Here is a 21224-nt window from a genome sequence, read left to right on the forward strand (position 1 = left end):
CTGATTCTTAAGCAACCGGCACGGGCGATGCCGCACCCGGCGATTTCAATTCAGCAATTTCATGTTTCAAAAATGAAATCGCGCGCGCATAATCGACCGCCATGGACCTCTCCTCGACCAAGCCCGTTGGCCCGGCGGATCGCGCGGCGCGCCCGCGCATCTGGGCGATGGGCATCAGCCGCCTGCGCGAACTCTTTCGCGAGATCGCCGGCGAATTCGACGAACGCGCCGACGTGCGCATCGTGACGCGCGCCTATGAGGATGCGCTCAGCGCGATCGCCGAGGCCGGCACCGCGCGGCCCGACGTGATCGTCGCGGCCGGCTCGAACGGCGGCTTCCTGAAGACGCGTGCGCAGGTGCCGGTGGTGGTCGTGTCGCCGACCGGCTTCGACGTGATGCAGGCGCTCGCGCGCGCCCGGCGCGACGCGTCGCGGATCGCGCTCGTCAGCGCCGGCGAAACGCCGCCCGAAGTGCGCCGCTTCGTCGCCGCATACGGCCTCGACGTGCAGTTTGCGTCATATCAGTCCGCGCAGGAAGCGGAAGCCTGCGTGCACGAGCTGCGCGACCGCGGCATCGAGACGATCGTCGGCCCCGGCCTCGTCACCGATCTCGCCGCCAGCGCCGGCATGGGCGCGGTGTTCCTGTATTCGCACGCGTCGGTGCGCAAGGCCGTCGAGACGGCGCTCGAAGTCGCGTACGCGACGCATGCCGAGGCGTTCCGCCGCCAGCGGCTCGACAACCTGCTCCAGCACCTGCGCGACGGCGTGGTCGCGCTCGACGCGCGCGGCCGCGTGGAGGCGATCAACGAGCGGCTCGCGTCGGCGCTCGGGGTCGAACCCGCGGCGGCCGTCGGCCGCGCGCTCGTCGACCTGCGGCCCGAGCTGCGCACGCTGCGCGGCGAGGACGGCGACGCGCTCGCGACCGTGCGCGGCGTGCGCTACGTCGTGCATCGCGGGCCGCTCGTCGATCGCGGCGTCACGTCGGGCAGCGTGCTAACTTTCCAGGAATCGCGCGCGGTCGAACGGCTCGACCGCGCACTGCGTTCGCAGCCCACCACGCAGCAGTTCGCGGCGCGCTACGCGCTCGACGACGTCGTCGGCGCATCGGCGCCGATGGCGCGCGTGCGCGATCTCGTGCGCCGCTACGCGAAATCCGACGCGACCGTGCTCGTGCTCGGCGAAAGCGGCACCGGGAAGGAAATGATCGCGCAGAGCCTGCACGCGCTGTCCGCGCGGCGCAGCTACCCGTTCGTCGCGGTCAATTGCGGCGCGTTTCCGGAAGCCCTGCTCGAAAGCGAGCTGTTCGGCTATGAGGAAGGCGCGTTCACCGGTGCGCGGCGCGGCGGCAAGACCGGCCTGTTCGAAGCCGCACACCGCGGCACGTTGTTTCTCGACGAGATCGGCGAGATGCCGCCGTCGCTGCAGAGCCGGCTGCTGCGCGTGCTGCAGGAGCGCGAGGTGATCCGCCTCGGCTCGACCGAGCCGATCCGCATCGACGTGCGCGTGATCGCCGCGACGCACCGTCCGCTGCTCGCCGCCGTCGAGGCCGGCACGTTCCGCGCGGATCTCTATTACCGGCTCAACATCCTGAACATCGGTCTGCCGCCGCTGCGCGAGCGCGCAGCCGACATCCCGGCGCTCGCGGCCACGCTGCTCGTGCAGGCCGCACGACGCGAACCGCGGCTCGCCGAGCGCCTGCGCGACGCCGACGACGCCGCGCGCGTGCTCGGCGCGACGCAGGCCGGGCTCACGCGCTACCGGTGGCCCGGCAACGTGCGCGAACTGCAGAACGTGATCGAGCGGATCGCGGTGGAGCTGGCCGAGGAAGCCGACGAAAACGATCCGGCCGCCGCCTGCGGCACGCTCGATCCCGACGCGCTGCAGGCGATCGCGCCCGAGCTGTTCGCGGCGCCCCCCGACGCGGCCGACGCCGACGATGCGCAGACGCTGCACGCACGCCGCCGTCGCGCGGAAGCCGACGAGATCCGCGCGGTACTCGACGCGTGCGGTGGCGACCGCGATCGCGCATGCGCGATGCTCGGCATCAGCAAGACGACGCTGTGGCGGAAGTTGTCGGTGAAATAGGCAGGCCGGATGCGGCGCGCCGGCGCGCGCCTGCGTAACGAGGAACGTCAGTCGACCTTGTGATAGTGGCGGTACGCCTTCGCGCGATTGCCGCACGACGACATCGAACACCAGCGGCGGCTGCCGTTCTTGCTGTCGTCGATGAACAGCCACTGGCAGGCGTCGTTCGCGCAACGCTTGACCTTCGCGAGCCGCGCGCCGCCAAGCAGGTCGATCGCCGACCACAGCACCGGGCTCAGCAGCGCCGCGAGCGCGCCGCCCGCGCCGCCGATCCGCCACGCATAGGCGCCGTCGATGCGCGCCAGCGCGACGCGCGGCGCCGCTTCCGCCAGGAAACCGCCGAGCAGCGCCAGATCGTCGGCGTGCGGCTCGCGCTGCTCGGCCTGCGCATGAAACAGCCGATACAGCGCCTCGCGCAGTGCGAGCGCGCGCGCGAGCATCGCCGGCGCGTCATCCTTGTCCCGCACTCGACACGCGTCGGCCAGGCCGGCCGGTACGCACGCCTGCTCGCGGCACCACGTCAACAGGTCGTCCAGCGTCCCGAAGGTCTCCGTCGGCGTGTCGGCGCCGCGCCAGTACAGCGTGTTCGCGAAATCGATGCTCAGCGTTTCCGGCGGCGCCGGAATCAGGCAGTCCGTCGTGACGGAAGGTTGCGTTTTGCTCATGACGCGATCGTATCTAACCAGCATGCCGGTTGACAAGCATCCGGGCGCTTTCTAACATAACCGGCATGCTGGTTAAAAACGGTTGGCTGCACTGCTCCCTTTCAGCTCAAGGAGACACAGATGATCGATCGCCTTTTCTTCAGCGTTATCCACAACGACCGCAGCCGGGTGTTCGACGACAGCACACTCGGCGCGCTCCGCTACAAGCGGCTGGCATGGTGCTTGTAGGCAGGTTTGCCGTACTGACGTCCCCTCTTCAGTTCAAGGAGCCCACAGATGATCGATCACCTTTCCTTCGGCGTTGCCCACATCGGCCGCAGCCGCACGTTCTACGACAGCACGCTCGGCGCGCTCGGCTACAAGCGGCTGTATAGCGACGACGGCTCGATCGGGTACGGCGAGACCGAGCCGGTGCTGTGGCTGCAGCATGCGGCTCGCCCCATCGCCGCCGATCCCGACTCCGGGCTGCACCTGTCGTTCAAGGCCGCGTCGCCCGTCGAGGTCGACGCGTTCTACCGCGCCGCGCTCGAGCACGGCGGCCAGGACAACGGCGGGCCCGGCAAGCGCGAGCACTACGGCCCCGGCTATTACGCGGCGTTCGTCGTCGATCCCGACGGATATCGGCTCGAAGCCCATTGCGAGCTGGACAACGTCGTCTGATCCGGGTTCGTACCGACGCGGGTGAACGACAAGGGCCCGATTCCGCATCGCGCGGAATCGGGCCCTTGTCCTTGTTTTTGCTGCATCGAGGTTCGGTCGCGACGCTCGCCGCAGGCAAGCATCCCGATGCCGGGCGGCGCGACCGGCTCGCGGCCGATTGCCCCGCGATCCGCCCGCGCCGGGCACGCGCTTACTGCGCGTTGCGCGTGCTCTGCAACTGCTCGCCGAGCCCGTCGATCCCGAGGCGCACCGTCTGGCCGGCCTTCAGGAACACCGGCGACGGCTTGATGCCCATCCCGACGCCCGGCGGCGTGCCCGTCGTGATCACATCGCCCGGCTGCAGCGTCATGCAGCTCGACAGATAGGCGATCAGCTGCGCGACGGTGAACACCATCGTGCGCGTGTTGCCGTTCTGATAGCGGTGGCCGTCGACCTCGAGCCACAGGTCGAGACGCTGCGGATCGGGCACCTCGTCACGCGTGACGAGCCACGGGCCGATCGGGCCGAACGTGTCGAAACCCTTGCCCTTGTCCCACTGGCCGCCGCGCTCGATCTGCCATTCGCGCTCCGACACGTCGTTGACGACGCAGTAGCCCGCGACGTAATCGAGCGCGCGCGCTTCGTCGACGTCCTTGCAGGTCGCGCCGATCACGACGCCCAGCTCGACTTCCCAGTCCGTCTTGACCGAACCCTTCGGGATGTCGATGCCGTCGTTCGGGCCGCAGATCGAGCTCGTCCACTTGCCGAACACGACGGGCTCCTTCGGCACCGGCATGCCGGCTTCGGCCGCGTGATCGGCGTAGTTCAGGCCGATGCCGATGAACTTGCCGACGTGGCCGACGCACGCGCCGATGCGCGGCTCGCCCGACACGAGCGGCAGCGTGGCCGGATCGATTGCACGCAGACGCGCGAGACCCGCGTCGGACAGCACATCGCCGGACAGATCCGGCACATGCGCCGACAGGTCGCGAATCCGGCCGGCCGCGTCGAGAATACCGGGCTTTTCGTGGCCGGACGGGCCATAACGAAGCAGTTTCATCGTGCTCAACCTCTGTTGTCGAATGGGACAGGATACCGGCCGACGCCGCTCTTCGCGGCCGCGTGCCGGACTGATTGTCGATCGTCGATTGCGCGCGTCGGCGCCGCATCCGGCATGCCGTTCGACGCGCGAGGGTCGCGCGGGCGCAGCGATCGTGGCGCCACACGGAAGTATGGCGCGCATCGAACGAGCGGCCGCCGGTCTGCGCATCGGCGACGACGGCCCGGCACCCGCGACATGGCCCGGCCCGTACCGGCCGGCGTCACGCGCGGCCGCACCGTCGCTGGCCCGCCAGTCTTTGTACCATCGGCCGCGCACGATGAAATGACGCGCGACGGATACCGACTATTGGTGCACCCGCGGGCGCTGCGGCGCAGCATCGCGGGCGGCGGCGCAGCCCGATTTCCTTTCGAATACCTTGAACCGGTGCCACCTGTCATGAATACCGGGTATTCGGAGCTTCCCTGTCATCCTGAAAACAAATTGATCCGTTCTTGTTAGGTAACGATCGGTAAAAAGACGCTGCATTGCACACTAAATGTTTGTTGTTAAGCTCGGACGGATGGCGTGCGTCGCCACACGCGAGCCCGACACAGGCGAAGTGGAGAATCGGTCAGCGTGCGTCGCCAATCGATCGACAGTAATCCCCCAACCTCACATCGACAATGCAAACAACCAACGACCTGCTTCCCGGCTGCGACGCACGGGAATCGATGGGCGCAATCGACCGTTATCGCGCACCCGCGCTCGACAAGGGTCTCGACATCCTCGAACTCCTGTCGGAGCAGAAAGAAGGCCTCACCCGCACCGAAATCACGAAGGAACTCGGCCGCAACGCGAGCGAGATCTACCGGATGCTCGAACGCCTCGTCGCGCGCCGCTACGTGATGCGCTCGACCGGCGGCGACCGCTATACGCTCAGCCTCAAGCTGTTCTCGCTCGCCCACCGGCATCCGCCGATGAGCCGGCTGATCGCCGAGGCGCTGCCGCCGATGCAGCGCTTCGCCGATTCCTCGGAACAATCGTGCCACCTGTCCGTCTACGATCGCGGCAACCTGCTCGTGATCGCGCAAGTCGACGGGCCCGGCCCGTGGGGTGTGTCGGTCCGGCTCGGCTCGCGCATCGGGCTCGCCGATACGGCATCGGGGCGGGTGATGCTGTCGTTCCAGGGCGCCGAGCAGCGCGCGCACATGCTCGCGGAGCACCGCAAGGTCAAGGGCGAAGCGCCGCTGAACGAGCAGGAACTCGCATACGCGTGCCAGTCCATCCGGCAGGCCGGCTACCTGCGCCAGGACAGCCGCCAGGCGTACGGCGTGACCGACCTGACCGCGCCGATCCTCGGGCCGTCCGGCCATGCGATCGCGGTACTGACCTGCCCGTACATGCGCAGGATCGATGCGCACATGGCGCCGTCGGTCGACGCGGTCGTCGATGGGTTGCGCGAAACGGCCGCCCATCTGTCGATGTGCCGCACCGAAACCTGCTGACACAGCTGACCCTGCCGACACGCAGGCTCGTCGGAACGCACCGGGTACGGCGCGATTGCGCCGATCCCGGTCGCCCGCGATCACGCCGGTGCGAGGCGCGACGCACGGTGCCATATCGTGCGTCCACGGCGCTACGCTAAAATAGCGGCCCTCTCAAAAACTACGGCGGCCGGTTGTCGCGGCCGTCGTGTCCGATGGATGTCATGGCCAAACTTCTGAACGATCAAGAATTCCAGCGTTTCTCCGAACTTCAGCAGAAGCAGGCAAGCTTCACGATCACGCCCGAGGAGGCGGACGAACTGCGCGATATCGTCGCGCGCGCGCAGAAGAAGCGCGACGATCGTGCCGCCGCGATGCAGGCGATCGAGAACTACATCGAGCAGTTCGACATCACGCCCGACGAACTCTTCTCGCCCGAGCAGATCGGCGACGCGGCCCGCACCTACGGGCTCATCACGGCGACCAAGAAGGAACGCACGCTGCCGCCGTCGATCACGTTCAACGGCAAGCCGTACCAGTGGACCAAGACGCTTCCGGACGACGTGCGCGGCGCGCTGTTCGAAGCATTCACGTCCGGCGAATCGGTCAAGCGCTTCATCGCGATGCCGAAGGACATCGCGCGCTGCGCGCTGACGATCGCCCGCCTCGAGCGCGAAACCGGCGCCGTCTATGCCGATTCGCACCTCGAGGAACTCGCGATTTCGCGCGACCAGGTGAACGACGCGGCGGCGAAACTCGCTGCCTGAATGTAAGCGCGGGCACGGTTCATGCGTGCCCGCCCCCTGCTCAACGCCGACCTTGGCGGGCGTTGCGCTTGCGCAAGCCGTGCGTCCGGACACTCCCGAAAAGTCTCACCCTGGCATCCCGCAAGCGCTCACCCACACCTCCCGAAAAAGCTCACCAAGGCTCCCGGAAACCCTCACCGAAGCCTCCCGGATGTGCTCACCGACACGTCCCGCAGCCCCTCACCGATGCGCCCCGGAAAGGCTCACCGACGCCTCCCGCAGGTACTCACCGGCAACTCCCGGGAAGGCTCACCGAATGCTCCCGTATCGGCTCACCTCGACCATCCTGGAGAAGCTCACCGGCGGCTCCTGAAAAATCTCACCTTTTGGGCAGGCTCGAATTTTCGAGGCGAAAATACGGCGGCAAATACGTGTGAACATCGCGCGGAAAACTACGACGCGCGACGGATATCGCGGCAAACGAAACGCGTCTCGCGACGCCTGCCGTATGCGTGTCGTTGTTTCCATCGCGAACAGGCAGCGACACGTTCGCCGTTGTTTCGCTCGCGAGACCGGTTCGAATGCCCGGCATTCGTGACCGGAAACATCCGCAACGCGCCGGGAAGCCGGCGACATCGACGGCATATGGCGTCCGTACGCGCCGAGCCGCCGACGGACGCTACGGCTGCAGCTTCATCCTGAAGCCGACGACACCGGGCTCCTCCGTCGTCGACACGGCGAAACCGCACGACTTCGCAAGCGCGATCATCGCCGAGTTCTCGCGCAGCGCCTCGCCGATCATCCATGCGGTTCCGCGCGAACGCGCGTAGTCGATGATCCGGTTCATCATCAGCCGGCCAAGCCCCTTGCCCTTCTGGTCGGGTCGTACCGCGATCGCGAACTCCGCCGTCTCGTTGTCGGGATCGGCCACCGCGCGCGCCACCGCGAGCGTGTGGTCGCGCCCGGACACATCGGTGAACGACACGATGAAGGCCATCTCACGGTCGTAATCGATCTGCGTCATGCGCGCCACCTGTGAATGATCGAAGCTGCGCACCGCACCGAAGAATCGCATCCGCAGATCGTCCGGTGTCATCGCGCCGAGCAGCTCGTTGTGCGCGGCCTCGTCTTCCGGACGGATCGGGCGGATCGTCACCGTCTCGCCGCGCCACTCGAGCGTCTGTTCGAGGTGGCGCGGATACGGCATGATCGCGAGCCGGCTGCGGCCCGTGGCCAGCGTGATACGCGGCGCAATCACTTGCGCACGGTCGGACAGCACGCGCAGCGTGACCGACATCGCAACGACTTCACGCACGTCGCAGACGACCTGCGACAGCGCCGTCAATGCGTCGAGCGTCGGCTCGACGGGTGTGCGGCGTGCATACGGCGAGCGTTCCATCACCGCGCGGGCGAGCACGGTGTTCAGCGGCGGCAGGCCATAGACGACGAACGGCGCCGATACGCCGTCCGCGGGCGGCACTGCATAGCGAAACACCGGGCCGAAGTTCGCATCGTCGTACATGTCGACCGTGACATCGACGACTTTCGTGCCGGCCGGCTCGGCGGCCTGCTCGCCCTGCAGGCCGAAACGGGACAGCCAGCCCAGCGCGGCTTCGCCGGTCAGCTCATGCTCGCCGGCTTCGACCATCCGGCGCGCGTCGGCCTGCGCGGATGCAACGCACTCGGCCGGCTGCAGCGGCGTGCCCTCGGGCGTTTGCATCAGCAGTTGCCGCCCGAGGTTGTAGTCGACGAGACGTGCATACGCGCGTGCGAGCCGCTGCGGCGTGGTGTGCACGGGAATGCCGTTCGCGTGCAATGCATCGCGCGTCGCCGCGTCGACCGCGCCGAAGAAACACGCGAGGATGCCGCGATGCGCGTACTGCCGCGCTTCGATCAGCGTGTGCGCGACCGCATCGGCCGGCGCGCTGTGGGAAGTCGAATGGACGACGAACAGCGTGCCCGTTTGCGGGAACGGCGCGAGCGCCTTGACCGCCGCGGCAAAATGCTCGGGCCGCGCATCGTCGCCCAGCGTCAGCGGATTGCCGGGCGATGCGAGATGCGGCAGCGCGGCCGAGACGGCCGACGTGGCGGCGGGCGGCCAGTCGGCCAGTACGTCGCGCACGTCGGACACCGCGTCGACCGCGAGTTTCGCGACCCCGGCATCGCTCGTCACGAGCGTGGCCGCGCCGCGTGCCGTGACGCGGCCGACGCCGAGCGTCTCGATCTCGTCGAGCAGGTCGTCGAGCGCATCGACCCGCACCATCCCCGCGCGCTGGAACGCCGCCGTATAGAGCGCGTCGCCGGGATCGGCGCGCCCGGTGCGCAAGGCGAGCACCGGCTTGTTGCGCGCGGCCGCGCGGGCGGCGGACATGAACTTGCGCGCCGCGCGCACGGTATCGAGTTCGAGCAGGATCGCGCGCGTGCCGGGGTCGCTCGCGAGATAGTCGAGCACGTCGCCCGCATCGACGTCGGACTCGCTGCCGAGCGCGACGACATGCGAAAAACCGAGGCCCCGTGCGTCGGCCCAGCCGAGCACCGCGTTCGTCAGCGCATTCGATTGCGACACCCACGCGACACCGCCCGATCGCGCCGTATAGGCCGGCGCGCCGAAATGGGCATGCCGTCCGGGCGACAGCACGCCGAGGCTGCCCGGCCCGACGATACGGAGCACGAACGGCTTCGCCGCCTTCAGTGTGCGATCGAGCGCGGCGCGATCGGCATCCGTGCGCGCCTCGCCGACGATCACCGCCACGCGCGTGCCGAGCTCGCCGAGCTTGCGCACGATGCCGGCCCAGGTCGCGGGCGGCGTGCAGATCACGGCAACCGACGGCGGTGCGGGCAGCCGGTCGACATCGGCAACGACCGCATGCCCGTGCAGGTCACGATACTTCGGATTGACGGGCCACACGGGCCCCTGGAACGCGCCGTCGAGCACGCGCGACCACACCATCGCGCCGATACTGCCCGCGCGCGACGACGCGCCGACGACCGCAACGGACTTGGGCTGGAACAACGCATCGAGATGGCGAACGGTCACATCGGCTCCCTGCGGTAACGAAAGACGACCCGATCGGCATGCGGCACGGACAGGCCATACACCGATCGACGCGAACCCCAAGCATAGGCGAAGCGCATGCGGCTGCCTATATGCCGGACGGCCGACTATTCGACAGACGTCAACGCACGCACCATGGGCCTGTGACACGAGCACGAAAGCCGTCGCCGCGCGCCGGGCGTCCACATTCGCTCGACGCAGCCGGCGTTCGCATTCGGCGCGGCGCTGTGTCCGCTTCGTCAAAGGTGAGGATTTACAGGAGCTATGGTGAGTAAATTCGGGAATTGCACGGCGCGACGCGCAAACACGCGAAAGGTGATCGGAATTCGCGGCTCGCGTGCACCGCGAGAATGGCGCGAGCCAATGCGGATGTGCCGTGAAATTGCGGCGCTGTTTACCGAAAATCGCCGCGATATGCAGCCGAATCGCAGCGAATTCGCAAAACGGGATCCTTTAATTGCGCGGCATCGCAGTTCAATACGCCGTCGGGAATCGCGCCGGGAATGCACAAAAACAAAACGGTGCGACGGCCGCATGGCCGTTCGCACCGTTGGTCGGCACGCGAAAGGTGAGAATTTTCGGGAGTCAGTCCTTGATCAGGAAACGCGCGCGATTCTTGCCGAGCCACGTCGGCGACCGTCCACGGCCACTCCACGTTTCACCCGTCTTCGGGTTCAGGTACTTCGGCGGCGACGTACGCTTCGGCTTCGCGGCGGCAGCGGCCGCCCCTGCCGCACGGAACCCGAGCTCTTCCGGCGTAATGTCGTATTCCTCGATTTTCGCGCGGATATCGGCAATCGCATCGGCAATCGCCTTTTCGCGTTCCTTGTCGATCTTTTGCTGAAGCCGTTCGAGCTGCGCGGTCAGTTGCCTGTAGGTCGCCATATGGATGGGACTCCGTGAGTGTTATTCGTGAAAAATAGGTGACTCTCAGCAAACAGAAAAGCGCTTCGCCCGATCGTGGTCTCCTCAGCCGGTTATCTCGAGGTCAATAACCGCTCTTCTTCTTGCACGCGAAGAGAAGATTTCGCGTGGCGTCATCGCTCGATTGCTGAAGCACTTCGAAATCCCCGTTGCAGATCGCCCGGGCATTGTCCGTGCAATTGCTCCAGTCGCTGCCGGTGCATTGCACCTGGGTAGTCGGACGCCCGTCCGAAGTGAACAGCGGCGCGCTGCCGCCACACCCGCCGAGCCCGGCAACCAGACCCAGCACAACGGCCGCCCGAGGCCACCGACAGACCGACGCAAGCATGTGTTTCATTGTTCTTCCCGTCAACCTTTTTTTGAATGTCGCGAGTATGCCATGCGCGACCCTTTCTCCGTCAGTCCGGCGTGCGGTCGGGTTGCCCGCGCGCCTTGTACGGCAAGCGCTTGCGCGGATCGTCGGTGATGCGAACGAACACCTGCTCGACGTCCGGAATCGCCTCGAGCTCACGCTGCAATGCCTGCCGGTCGAACGCCGTATCGGCACATCCTTCGACGTAAATGAAACGTCGCTGCACCGTGATCCACAGGCTCGTGCCGTGCAGTCGATCGGAGCCGGCGAAGTGTGCCTTCACGGCGTCGGCGATCGGTGCGTCATACATGTAGGAGTTCGGCTTCGTGCAGCGGTGTGCGAGCCAGCACGTGGTGCCGCGTTCGGCACGGTAATGCGCGTCGTCCGTCATCTCGGCCCGGGTCATCCACGGGCCGAGCGGCAACGGGCATTCGGCCACGTCCCGCGACAGCGCGATGAACGGATCGTTGTACCAGTTGCGCCGCGCCTCGGGCGCGTCGGCGTCGCCCGACTGCGCGAGCGCGGCGCTCGCCAGCAACAGCGTCAGCCATCCTGCGATGCCGATCCGTTGTTTCATCGTGCTCTCCTGTTCGATGCCGCACGTCCGGCCGCATCGGCGTTGCCGGTCGGCCTACCGGTCGATGCCCAGCGCCGCCAGCTTCTTGTACAGCGTCGCGCGGCCGATCCCGATGCGCGCGGCCGCTTCCACCACCTTGCCGTCGCAAGCCGCGAGCGCATCGGTCAGGAACTGGCGCTCCCACGCCGCCAATGCATCGGCATACGACGCTGCCGGTGCAGCCCGCATTTCGCCCGTGCGCCGCTCGACCGTCGACACGGCCGCCGGCTGCGCCGGTACTGCACCGTCCGTCGATACGCGCACCGGCCCAAGGAACGGCGCGAGCGCACGCGCATCGATCACCGACCGGTCCGACAGCATCAGCGCGCGCTCGAGCGTATTGCGCAACTCGCGCACGTTGCCCGGCCACGGATACGCACACAGCATCCGCAGCGCATCGTCGGTCAGTTCGCAATGGGCCGCGCGCCCGTGTTGCGCGGCCAGTTCCTCGAGGGTTGCGTAGACGAGCGCCGCGATGTCGGAGGCGCGCTCGCGCAGCGGCGGCGCGTGGATCGTCAGCACGTTCAGACGGTAATAGAGATCCGCGCGAAAACGCCCGGCTGCGACCAGCGCCGGCAGGTCGGCGCTCGTGGCCGCGATGATCCGGACGTCCGCGCGCACGATCCGGTTCGAGCCGACCGGCTCGAACTCCTTGTCCTGCAGCACGCGCAGCAGCTTGCCCTGCAGTGGCAGCGGCATGTCGCCGATCTCGTCGAGAAACAGCGTCCCGCGATCGGCCAGCTCGAACTTGCCGACGCGCCCCTTGCGGTCGGCGCCCGTGTACGCACCGGGCGCCGCGCCGAAGAATTCGGTTTCGAGCAGCGTGTCGGGAATCGCGGCAACGTTGACGGTCACGAGCGGCTGGAGTGCACGCGCCGACGCCGCGTGGATCGCATGCGCGAGCAGTTCCTTGCCGGTGCCCGTCTCGCCGAGCAGCAGCACCGGCGAATCGACCTGCGCGGCGCGGCGCGCCTGGCGCTTGGTTTCGAGACTCGCCGCACTCGTGCCGACGAAACTCGCGAACGTGTATTTCGCGCGGCGCGCCTGCGCGAGCGAACGTTGCGTCGCGATCAGTTGCTGCTGAAGCTGGGCGTAGCGGGAAAAGATCGGTGTGAGCGTCTTCAACTGGTCGAACAGCGCGAAGCCGATCGCGCCGACCGTCTCGCCGGCCTCGTTCTTCAGCGGCAGGCGCGTGACGACAAGCGGCTCGCGGCCCGTCTCCATGATGTCGAGCAGGATCGGCTGCCCGGTCGACACGACCTCGCGCATCAGGCTGTTCGGGATCACGGCCTCGCAGTCGAGGCCGACGGCCTGTTGCGGATCGGCGAAACCGAAGCGCGCCGCATATCGCTCGTTCATCCACACGACGCGTGCATCGCGATCGACGACCACCGTGCCCGCGCTCGAATCCTCGAAGGTCCGGAACAGCGACTCGGCGGCGCGCCGCAGCACGTCGCCGTAGTTGACGGGCAGGCGGGCCCAGTCGTTCATCATCGTGTCTTCGTCTCCGTGTATCGTCGACCGGCTGTCTCCGGAACGAGACGGATTATCTCACTCCGGAGACACGCCGCAACACGTTGCCCGGGAACGCCCCGCCCGATTCCACGGGTTGGCCGGACGGCCATTTCGTCTCCGGATGGAGACGTTTTATGTAGAATCGTCAGACAACGACCGGCGCGGGCCCGCCGGTCCCCGGCGGACCCATGTCCGGCGGCGCTATCCGGCCGATGGCACGAAACCTGCACGAACCTGAGCCGGTCCGCGGCGCATCGCGCGATCGAACAACAACCAAAGCCATTAGGAGACTCCCTTGTCTTTCGTGATCGTCCTCGCCGCGCTGGCGTTCCTGATGTTCGCCGCGTATCGCGGCTACAGCGTGATCCTGTTCGCGCCGATCGCCGCGCTCGGCGCGGTGCTCCTGACCGAACCCGCCGCCGTCGCACCGGTCTTCTCCGGCATCTTCATGGAGAAGATGGTCGGATTCGTCAAACTGTATTTCCCGGTGTTCATGCTCGGCGCGGTATTCGGCAAGGTGATCGAACTCTCCGGGTTCTCCGAGTCGATCGTCCACGCGGCGATTCGCTACATCGGCCGCTCACGCGCGAATGCGGTGATCGTCGCGGTGTGCGCGCTGCTCACCTATGGCGGTGTGTCGCTGTTCGTCGTGGTGTTCGCGGTCTATCCGTTCGCGGCCGAACTCTATCGCCAGAGCAACATCCCGAAACGGCTGATGCCCGGCGCTATCGCGCTCGGCGCGTTCTCGTTCACGATGGATTCGCTGCCGGGCACGCCGCAGATCCAGAACATCATCCCGACCACGTTCTTCAAGACGACCGCCTGGGCCGCGCCCGCGCTCGGCACGATCGGCTCGCTGTTCATCATCGTCGTCGGCCTCACGTATCTCGAATGGCGCCGCCGTTCGGCGATGGCAAAGGGTGAAGGCTACGGCACGTCGCTCGTCAACGAACCGGAGCGCGTCGAGGCGAAGTCGCTGCCGAATCCCGCGCTCGCGATCCTGCCGCTGATCCTCGTCGGCGTGTCGAACTTCGCATTCACGAAGCTGATTCCGCAGTGGTACGGCGCCGCGTCGTACACGGTCGCGCCGGAAGTGCTGCCCGGCGTGCACGCGCCGGTCACGACGTCGATCAAGACCGTCGTCGCGATCTGGTCGGTCGAGGCGGCGCTCCTGCTCGGCATCGTCCTGGTCGTGCTGACCGCGTTCAAACGCGTCAGCGGGCGCTTCGCAGCCGGCTCGAAGGCCGCCGTCGCCGGTGCGCTGCTCGCCGCGATGAACACCGCGTCGGAGTACGGCTTCGGCGGCGTGATCGCGGCGCTGCCGGGCTTCCTCGTCGTCAGCGATGCCCTGAAGAGCATCCCGAACCCGCTCGTCAACGCGGCCGTGTCGGTCAGCTCGCTCGCCGGCATCACGGGCTCGGCGTCGGGCGGCATGAGCATCGCGCTCGCCGCGATGTCGGACCTGTTCATCAAGGGCGCGCAGGCCGCCAATATCCCGCTGGACGTGCTGCACCGGGTCGTCGCGATGGCGAGCGGCGGCATGGACACGCTGCCGCACAACGGCGCGGTAATCACGCTGCTCGCGGTCACGGGCCTCACGCACCGCGAGTCGTATCGCGACATCTTCGCGGTCACGATCATCAAGACGCTCGCGGTGTTCTTCGTGATCGCCGTGTACTACATGACGGGGCTAGTGTAATACCCCCCGCGCGGCGGCCCGTCTCCGGGTCGCTGCCCGCCGGCCGCCGGCCACGTCGCTGCGGCCGGCTTCTCCCCCGCTCCTCCCCTTTTTGCCGGGCACCGTCCAGGTGCGCGCGCCGGCCGTTCATTGTTGTCTTCCGGAGAACACTACGTTGGGCGCAGCGGCATTTTTCATGCGTCAGGCGAGGCCTACACTGCTTTCGACGGTCACCGTACGTGATCGGCGCCGTCGAAAACCTGGAGGTATCCGCTCATGAACCCGCTGCTCCGCACACTCGCCCTCGCGGCCGCATTCGCCGCTCCCGTCGCCGCGCAGGCGCAAGCCACCTCGCCGCTCACGCGCGCCGAAGTTCATTCCGAGGTGGTTGCACTGAGAAAAGCCGGCTTCCAGCCGAGCGACTGGTTCTACCCTGCCAGCATCCAGGCCGCCGAAGCGAAGATCGCCCGGCAGCAAGGTGCGTCGCGGGCCGCGGGCGCCGGCTACGGCAATCGCGGCGTGTCCGCCACGGGCCAATAGTCCGGGTCCAACCCAGCGGGCTGCGCTCGCGTCAGCGCCACCTTCCCGGCGCGCGCAGCGCGCACCGCGCTGCACGGTCAGCGCGGCTCGATGCCCGCTTTCGCGTAGGACTCGCGCTCCAGTTCCAGTATTTCCGCGGACAGTTGCAGGTGCATGCCGGGCGGCGCGACGACGTGCCGCTTCAGTTCCGCCAGCACCCACTCCGAGAATTCCCGCTTGACGTCAGTCGGCCGGCCGCTCAGCACCGCGAGCTTCGCGTGGACGAACGCGCGCGGCGCCGGCGACGTGCCGACTGCAAATGTATCGAGCCGCAGCGCGCGGCTCTTGATATCGCGCTCGTCGAAATGGCCGGACGCGGCAAGCGCGGCATTGAGCGCGCGCAGTGTCGCGCCGGCGTCGAACCCGTCGAGGTTCGCGGAATATTCGAGCGTCAGGTGGGGCATGGGGTCGGTGGCCTCGTCGGTATCGGGAAACACGCCGGCCGGCATCCCGAAAGCCCACGCAGTGCCACCGGATCTATGCCTTGACCGGCTGGATCAGGCGCTCGCAGGCGCTTGCCTGCGGATCGCCGGCGGGCAGTTTCCCACAGATGCCGTCGAACTGCTTCGCGATCGACCTGACCGATGCGTCGTGCGCGCCGCTGCCACGCCAGCGGTTCAACTGCGTGACGACCTTGGTCAACGCGCGCAGGTTCGCGCCGTAGAACGCGTCCCGCGTCTTGTCGGCCTGCGCGAGCACGCTCGCGGCGATCCCTTCGATGCGCGCCGAATCGTCCGGCGCCAGTTCGACCGCATTCGCGAAATAGGTCGCACCCCAGCGCAGCTTCGTCGCCGGCCCGCTCGCCGCATCGTATGCCTTGCGGTACCAGTCGAGCGCCGCGGCCTTGTCGCCGCGCGCCTTCGCGTTCGCGGCCAGCCCGGACATGAAGTAGTACGGCGTGGACGAGCGCGGCAACTCGGCCTTCAGCAACGCATCCGACTCGTCGTACAGCCCCGCGTCGGTCAGCGTGTCCGCGCCTTCGCTGACGAGCGCCTGCCGCTCGTATGCGTTCGCGGCGCCCTGCACCGACGCCAGGATCTGTTTGCGCGCCGTATCGGCCAGCGCCGGTACGGCGAGCGGTGCGCCCTTGCGTGCATCGCCGCGCGCGAGCAGCACGCGGCCGTGCAGCGCCATCAGCCGGTCGATCGACGACAGCGTGGTGTCGGTCGACAGGCGCGCAAGCGCCGTGTCGTACGCGCCGCGCAATTTCGCGCGCTGCGCGTCGCCGCCACCGAGATACGCGACCACACGCGCGGGCGCGGCGACCAGCACGTCCGAATCGGCCCGCGACAAGGCGGGGTCCTGCAGCACCGTGCGCAGCGAATCGGCCAGCGCCGTCTTGTCCAGCGCGCCGGCCTGCGCCGGATCGTCGGACGCGGCGACCACGGCCGACTTCAGCGCGAAGCGCGCCGATTCGGCCTTCGCGCCGGCCGCCCGCGCGCGTTGCGCGAGCGACTGCAGCGTCTCGGCCACGCGATCGGCCGGCACCGGCAGCGCGCCGTCGGTATCCCATGAATAGTCGGCCAGCAGGCGCCATTCGTCCGGCGTCAGCGACGCACCGTTCTTCAGCGCGGTCGCGAGCGTCTGCCGCACCGGATGCGCGGCCGTCATCCCGAGCGACAGCGCCTGCATGTAGCGGTCGAGATCGGCTTCGCCCGGCAGCCGCGTCACTTCGGTGCCGTCGGGACGGAACAGGATCATCGTCGGGTAGCCGTGCACCTTGAAGCGCTCGCCGAGCTTCTGCGCGCTTTCGGTATCGCCGTCGAGATACACGGGCACGAAGAACGACGAGCGGGTCTTGAATGCCTGCTGGCTGAAGATCGTCGATTTCACCTGGTTGCACGACGGGCACCACACCGCGCCCCAGTAGAGCAGCAGCGGCTTGCCGGTGCGCTTCGCCAACGCGAAAGCGGCGTCGACGTCGCCGTGCTGCCACGCGATGCCGGGCGGCAGGTGCGCGCCGTCGGGCGATGCGCTCGCGACCGGGGTGCCCGTGGGCGCGGCGGCGGCAAACGCCGCACCCGCGGCGGCAGCGAGCAGGCAGGCGGCAGTCAGATTCCGGAGAGCGGTTTTCATCGAAGCGGGTCCGTTGAAAGAGAAGGTTGCGGGAAGGAGTGGCGCGCCAGGCGACGACGGGAAGCGACGACCTGAAGCGACGCCCATGCAGCGAGATTCATGAAGCGATGAAGCGCACCGGCGCGCGGCGTGGCGCAAGCCGGCGTGCGTCGACGCACGCCGCACGCATCGATGCGGAGGCCGTCAACGTCGCCCGAAGCGGCCGGCGCAAATCCTTCAACGATACGATCCGCGCAGCCGGCGGGAAACGAACGAATTCTTGAATGAATATGACGCGCGGCATCGTCGCCGCGCGTTCACTCTCGGCCCTTGATCCGCGCCATGTGATACACGGACATGTGCACGCCGTCGCGCAATGCATAACCCGGCGATTCGCCCTCGATCCGGAAGCCGTGCTTCTCGTAGAGCGCGATCGCCGCGCGGTTGTCGGTGAACACGGTCAGCTCGAGGCGCGTGAGGTTCAGCCAGTTTTCCGCGAGATCGATCGCGGCCGCGAGCAACCGGCCGCCGATGCCGCGCCCGTGCCGGGTCGCGTCGACCATCATGCCGAGCCCTGCCGCATGGCGCCGACGCGGATTCGGTTCGAACTCGAGGCCGAGATGGCCGACCACCTCGCCGTCGATTTCGGCGACGAGGCTTGCGCCGCGCTCGTGCGCGTTGGCGAGCCGTTTCTGCCATTTTTCGAACGATGGAAACGGATACTGCAGCGTATTCATGTACACCGCGGGGTGCGCGGCGATCTGCCGGATCGCGTCGACGTCGTGCGTCTCGCTGTGCCGAATCTTGATGTCGGTCATGGGTGGGCCGGTTCCGAAAAGTCGCGCCCGCGGCGCGGGCTGCGCACATGCGCAGCAACGGATCGAGCTTATCCGATTTCACGCATTTGAAACATCGGCGTCATGCGGTGCCGTTGCACCCGCAACGACCAGCGCTCAAGCCACGCCTCTACGCGCAGGGAAAATCTGACCGGCCCGGCGGCCGGAAACCGGTAATTCCTTACCCGCTTCCGTCACGCATCGCTTCCCGATGCTTCCCGATCGATCGTTGCGCACGCAACGTCACGCGCGCGACATGCGATGTCATGCCTTCATCACGTCGGCGTCACGTCGACTCCCTAGACTGGGCGCCGCCCAATCCGGCACGTACCCGGCCGGTGTGTGCCGACGTCCTGGCCCGCGCATCACGAGCGCGCGTCGCGCAGGATCGCGGCAACGGCCCAGGCATCCGCGCGGCACCACGGATCGCGCGCGACGCGCGCACTTCCGCCACGCGCGGCCGCCGCACTCGACCGCCCATGCCGCGCGCATCGCCCCGGCGGGCGACGCACGGGCACCGCCAGACGAAGTCACGAACGCTCCCATCATCACAGGACCCGAACGCCATGACGTCACGCCGCAGATTCCTCCAGCAGACCGCCACTTCCGGCCTCGCCGCCGCCGCACTCGCCGCGTTTCCGCCGAGCATCCGCCGCGCGCTCGCGATTCCCGCGTTTCACGAAACGGGGACCATCCAGGACGTCAAGCACGTCGTGCTGCTGATGATGGAGAACCGCGCATTCGACAGCTACTTCGGCACGTTCAAGGGCGTGCGCGGCTACGGCGACCGCTTTGCGGTGCCGTCGCCGAACGGCCGCAACGTGTTCTACCAGACGTACACGAAGCCGACGCCCGCCGCCACCGTCACGCCGTATCACCTCGACGCGAGCCAGGGCAACGCACAGCGCGCGGGCGGCACGCCGCACACGTGGGCCGATGCGCAGGCCGCCTGGGACCATGGCCGGATGAACCGCTGGCCCGACGCGAAGACGCCGCTGTCGATGGGCTACTACGACGCGGCGGAAGTCCCGTTCCAGCGCGCGCTCGCCGATGCGTTCACGCTGTGCGACCACTATCACTGCGGGATGCACACGGGCACGATCGCGAACCGCCTGTTCTACTGGAGCGGCACCAACGGCCCGAACGGCATCAGCCCGGCCGACGGCAGCCGCGTGAAGATCGCCGCGCTGAACAACCAGTTCAACGGCGGCAACGACATCGGCCCGTCGAGCCAGGGCTGGACCTGGACCACCTACGCCGACCGGCTGCAGCAGGCCGGCGTGAACTGGAAGGTCTACCAGAGCCTGATCGACAACTTCGGCTGCAACGAGATGATGAGCTTCCGCCACTGGCGCGCGGCGATCGAGCAGATGCCACCCGCGCGCCGGCCCGCCTACGTCGCGTCGACGGACATCACGCAGCCCGTGACGGCGGCCGGCGCGTTCTACGATCCGGCGATCGACGATCCGCTGAGCCCGCTCGCGAAGGGATTCGGCAACACGATGCCGTACGGCTTCCTCGAATCGTTCCGCGACGATATCCGCAACGGCAAGCTGCCCGAGGTGTCGTGGATCATCCCGCCGTCCGTGTACAGCGAACACCCGGGGCCGTCGAGCCCCGCGCAGGGCGGCTGGTACGTGCAGGCGGTGCTCGATGCGCTGACGGCGAACCCGGAGGTGTGGAGCAAGACGGTGCTGCTGGTCAACTACGACGAGAACGACGGCTTCTTCGACCACATGCCGTCGCCGGCCGTGCCGTCGCGCAACGCCGACGGCACGCTCGCCGGCGGCCATACGCTGCGGGACGCCGACGTCGCCGTCGAATACCACGACTTCACGCCGGCCACGTCGAGCCAGCCGGCGATCGACGGCCGCCCGTACGGCCCGGGCCCGCGCGTGCCGATGTGGGTCGTGTCGCCGTGGAGCCGCGGCGGCTGGGTCAACTCGCAGGTGTTCGACCATACGTCGACGTTGCTCTTCCTCGAAAAGCGCTTCGGCGTCGCCGAACCGCAGATCAGCGCGTACCGCCGCGCGGTGTGCGGCGATCTGACGAGCGCGTTCAACTTCCGCTCGCCGAACAACGAACCGCTGCCGACGCTCGCGGGCCGTACGACGAAAAGCCAGGTCGACGCGCTGAGCGCCGCGCAGCAGGCCGCGCCGAAGATCGTGCCGCCGGCCGCGCCGTCGCTGCCGGCGCAGGCCACCGGCGTGCGCCCGTCGCGCGCGCTGCCTTACGAGCTGCATGCGAGCGCGCGTGCCGATGCCGGCAACGGCACGCTCACGCTGAAGTTCGCGAATACGGGCCGCGCCGCCGCCGTGTTCCACGTCTATGACAAGCTGCACCTCGACCGCCTGCCGCGGCGCTACGTCGTCGAACCGGGCAAGACGCTGCACGGCGACTGGGCGGCGCGCGCCGACGACGGCGGCAAATACGACCTGTGGGTGCTGGGCCCGAACGGCTATCACCGCCGCTTCACCGGCGACCTGAGCCGCCTGGCCGGTGCACGCGCGCCCCATCCGGAAGTTCGCGTCGGCTATGCGGGCGCGAGCGGCAACCTCCACCTGCGGCTGCGCAACCACGGCGGCGGCACGGTGCGCTTCACCGTGAAGTCGAACCAGGTCTACGGGCCGCTCCCGGGCCGCGGCGCACACGACGGTCGCGGTCACGGCCATGACCATGACCATGGCATCGAGGACGGCAACGGCCAGGGTCGCGGTACCGGTACCACGTGGACGGTCACGGTGCGCGCCGGCGACCAGGCCGAACTGGACTGGAAGCTCGACTCGACCGGCCACTGGTACGACTTCATCGTCACCGCGGACAGCGACCCGGGTTTCTCGCGCCGGGTCGCCGGCCGCGTGGAAACCGGCCGCCACTCGGTCAGCGACCCGGCGATGGGGCTCGCCGACCGCTTCTGATGCCGCCGCGGCGACACGCGTTGCGCCACGTTGTAC

17 protein-coding genes are annotated in these 21224 nt (G+C 68.0%); 7 read left to right on the forward strand and 10 right to left on the reverse strand.

Annotation, left to right across the window (positions count from 1 at the left end; translation table 11 throughout):
* The first annotated feature begins 101 nt into the window (after positions 1–101).
* Positions 102–2084: a propionate catabolism operon regulatory protein PrpR gene (gene prpR / locus ABY44_RS00740; protein ID WP_060174023.1), complete on the forward strand. Its 1983-nt coding sequence runs from the start codon at positions 102–104 to the stop codon at positions 2082–2084.
* 47 nt (positions 2085–2131) lie between these two features.
* On the opposite strand, the gene ABY44_RS00745 is transcribed toward prpR, so the two are convergent.
* Positions 2132–2773, reverse strand: coding sequence for a CGNR zinc finger domain-containing protein (locus tag ABY44_RS00745; protein WP_060174024.1), 642 nt, complete (start codon positions 2771–2773; stop codon positions 2132–2134).
* A 252-nt stretch (positions 2774–3025) separates the two neighbouring features.
* Here ABY44_RS00745 and ABY44_RS00750 point away from each other — a divergent pair, with 252 nt between their 5' ends.
* Positions 3026–3409, forward strand: coding sequence for a VOC family protein (locus ABY44_RS00750; protein ID WP_021159659.1), 384 nt, complete (start codon positions 3026–3028; stop codon positions 3407–3409).
* Between the two features lie 190 nt (positions 3410–3599).
* Here ABY44_RS00750 and ABY44_RS00755 read toward each other — a convergent pair whose 3' ends face one another.
* Positions 3600–4448: an ureidoglycolate lyase gene (locus ABY44_RS00755; RefSeq protein WP_060174025.1), complete on the reverse strand. Its 849-nt coding sequence runs from the start codon at positions 4446–4448 to the stop codon at positions 3600–3602.
* 665 nt (positions 4449–5113) lie between these two features.
* On the opposite strand from ABY44_RS00755, the gene ABY44_RS00760 reads away from it, so the two are divergent.
* Positions 5114–5935 (forward strand): IclR family transcriptional regulator, encoded by an 822-nt coding sequence (locus tag ABY44_RS00760; RefSeq protein WP_059693078.1) that lies wholly within the window; start codon positions 5114–5116, stop codon positions 5933–5935.
* Positions 5936–6129: 194 nt separating this feature from the next.
* Positions 6130–6681, forward strand: a complete 552-nt coding sequence (locus tag ABY44_RS00765; protein WP_027790331.1) for a hypothetical protein — start codon at positions 6130–6132, stop codon at positions 6679–6681.
* 658 nt (positions 6682–7339) lie between these two features.
* Here the strand turns inward: ABY44_RS00765 and ABY44_RS00770 are convergent.
* The 5 genes from ABY44_RS00770 to ABY44_RS00790 form a co-directional block, all read right to left on the reverse strand.
* The gene (locus tag ABY44_RS00770; protein WP_060174026.1) at positions 7340–9697 is read right to left on the reverse strand and encodes a GNAT family N-acetyltransferase; all 2358 of its coding nucleotides are present in this window, start codon (positions 9695–9697) and stop codon (positions 7340–7342) included.
* Positions 9698–10300: 603 nt separating this feature from the next.
* Positions 10301–10600 carry an H-NS family nucleoid-associated regulatory protein gene (locus tag ABY44_RS00775; protein ID WP_027790329.1) on the reverse strand — a complete coding sequence of 100 codons (300 nt, stop codon included), beginning with the start codon at positions 10598–10600 and terminating at the stop codon, positions 10301–10303.
* 103 nt (positions 10601–10703) lie between these two features.
* Entirely contained in the window at positions 10704–10976 is a 273-nt protein-coding gene (locus ABY44_RS00780) for a hypothetical protein (RefSeq protein ID WP_048023821.1), read from the reverse strand.
* Positions 10977–11037: 61 nt separating this feature from the next.
* Complete coding sequence (locus tag ABY44_RS00785; RefSeq protein WP_060174027.1) at positions 11038–11568, reverse strand: BON domain-containing protein; 531 nt, start codon at positions 11566–11568, stop codon at positions 11038–11040.
* A gap of 54 nt (positions 11569–11622) precedes the next feature.
* Positions 11623–13101, reverse strand: a complete 1479-nt coding sequence (locus ABY44_RS00790; protein WP_027790327.1) for a sigma-54 interaction domain-containing protein — start codon at positions 13099–13101, stop codon at positions 11623–11625.
* A 316-nt stretch (positions 13102–13417) separates the two neighbouring features.
* On the opposite strand from ABY44_RS00790, the gene ABY44_RS00795 reads away from it, so the two are divergent.
* Together ABY44_RS00795 and ABY44_RS00800 are read left to right on the forward strand one after the other, a co-directional pair.
* On the forward strand, positions 13418–14821 hold the full coding sequence (locus ABY44_RS00795; RefSeq protein WP_060174028.1) for a GntP family permease: 1404 nt from the start codon (positions 13418–13420) through the stop codon (positions 14819–14821).
* Between the two features lie 255 nt (positions 14822–15076).
* The gene (locus ABY44_RS00800) at positions 15077–15340 is read left to right on the forward strand and encodes a DUF4148 domain-containing protein (RefSeq protein ID WP_027790325.1); all 264 of its coding nucleotides are present in this window, start codon (positions 15077–15079) and stop codon (positions 15338–15340) included.
* A gap of 77 nt (positions 15341–15417) precedes the next feature.
* Here ABY44_RS00800 and ABY44_RS00805 read toward each other — a convergent pair whose 3' ends face one another.
* From ABY44_RS00805 to ABY44_RS00815, 3 genes are all read right to left on the reverse strand, one after another.
* A complete protein-coding gene (locus ABY44_RS00805) occupies positions 15418–15783 on the reverse strand; it encodes a 5-carboxymethyl-2-hydroxymuconate Delta-isomerase (protein WP_060174114.1) in 366 nt (121 codons plus the stop codon).
* Positions 15784–15856: 73 nt separating this feature from the next.
* Positions 15857–17455 (reverse strand): thioredoxin family protein, encoded by a 1599-nt coding sequence (locus tag ABY44_RS00810; RefSeq protein ID WP_060083836.1) that lies wholly within the window; start codon positions 17453–17455, stop codon positions 15857–15859.
* A gap of 296 nt (positions 17456–17751) precedes the next feature.
* Positions 17752–18252, reverse strand: a complete 501-nt coding sequence (locus tag ABY44_RS00815) for a GNAT family N-acetyltransferase (RefSeq protein WP_027790322.1) — start codon at positions 18250–18252, stop codon at positions 17752–17754.
* A gap of 584 nt (positions 18253–18836) precedes the next feature.
* Between ABY44_RS00815 and ABY44_RS00820 the strand changes: the two genes are divergently transcribed.
* Positions 18837–21188, forward strand: coding sequence for a phosphocholine-specific phospholipase C (locus ABY44_RS00820; protein WP_060174030.1), 2352 nt, complete (start codon positions 18837–18839; stop codon positions 21186–21188).
* Positions 21189–21224 lie beyond the last annotated feature (36 nt).

Source organism: Burkholderia sp. ZZQ-2, from assembly GCF_050768715.1.
GTDB classification, from domain to species: Bacteria; Pseudomonadota; Gammaproteobacteria; order Burkholderiales; family Burkholderiaceae; genus Burkholderia; species Burkholderia cepacia.

What these genes read in the sequence shown, in the direction of transcription:
- prpR (WP_060174023.1), top strand. Translation starts at nt 102, where the DNA reads ATGGACCTCTCCTCGACCAAGCCCGTTGGCCCGGCGGATCGCGCGGCG.
- ABY44_RS00745 (WP_060174024.1), bottom strand. Translation starts at nt 2,773, where the DNA reads ATGCTGGTTAGATACGATCGCGTCATGAGCAAAACGCAACCTTCCGTC.
- ABY44_RS00750 (WP_021159659.1), top strand. Translation starts at nt 3,026, where the DNA reads ATGATCGATCACCTTTCCTTCGGCGTTGCCCACATCGGCCGCAGCCGC.
- ABY44_RS00755 (WP_060174025.1), bottom strand. Translation starts at nt 4,448, where the DNA reads ATGAAACTGCTTCGTTATGGCCCGTCCGGCCACGAAAAGCCCGGTATT.
- ABY44_RS00760 (WP_059693078.1), top strand. Translation starts at nt 5,114, where the DNA reads ATGCAAACAACCAACGACCTGCTTCCCGGCTGCGACGCACGGGAATCG.
- ABY44_RS00765 (WP_027790331.1), top strand. Translation starts at nt 6,130, where the DNA reads ATGGATGTCATGGCCAAACTTCTGAACGATCAAGAATTCCAGCGTTTC.
- ABY44_RS00775 (WP_027790329.1), bottom strand. Translation starts at nt 10,600, where the DNA reads ATGGCGACCTACAGGCAACTGACCGCGCAGCTCGAACGGCTTCAGCAA.
- ABY44_RS00780 (WP_048023821.1), bottom strand. Translation starts at nt 10,976, where the DNA reads ATGAAACACATGCTTGCGTCGGTCTGTCGGTGGCCTCGGGCGGCCGTT.
- ABY44_RS00785 (WP_060174027.1), bottom strand. Translation starts at nt 11,568, where the DNA reads ATGAAACAACGGATCGGCATCGCAGGATGGCTGACGCTGTTGCTGGCG.
- ABY44_RS00790 (WP_027790327.1), bottom strand. Translation starts at nt 13,101, where the DNA reads ATGATGAACGACTGGGCCCGCCTGCCCGTCAACTACGGCGACGTGCTG.
- ABY44_RS00800 (WP_027790325.1), top strand. Translation starts at nt 15,077, where the DNA reads ATGAACCCGCTGCTCCGCACACTCGCCCTCGCGGCCGCATTCGCCGCT.
- ABY44_RS00805 (WP_060174114.1), bottom strand. Translation starts at nt 15,783, where the DNA reads ATGCCCCACCTGACGCTCGAATATTCCGCGAACCTCGACGGGTTCGAC.
- ABY44_RS00810 (WP_060083836.1), bottom strand. Translation starts at nt 17,455, where the DNA reads ATGAAAACCGCTCTCCGGAATCTGACTGCCGCCTGCCTGCTCGCTGCC.
- ABY44_RS00815 (WP_027790322.1), bottom strand. Translation starts at nt 18,252, where the DNA reads ATGACCGACATCAAGATTCGGCACAGCGAGACGCACGACGTCGACGCG.
- ABY44_RS00820 (WP_060174030.1), top strand. Translation starts at nt 18,837, where the DNA reads ATGACGTCACGCCGCAGATTCCTCCAGCAGACCGCCACTTCCGGCCTC.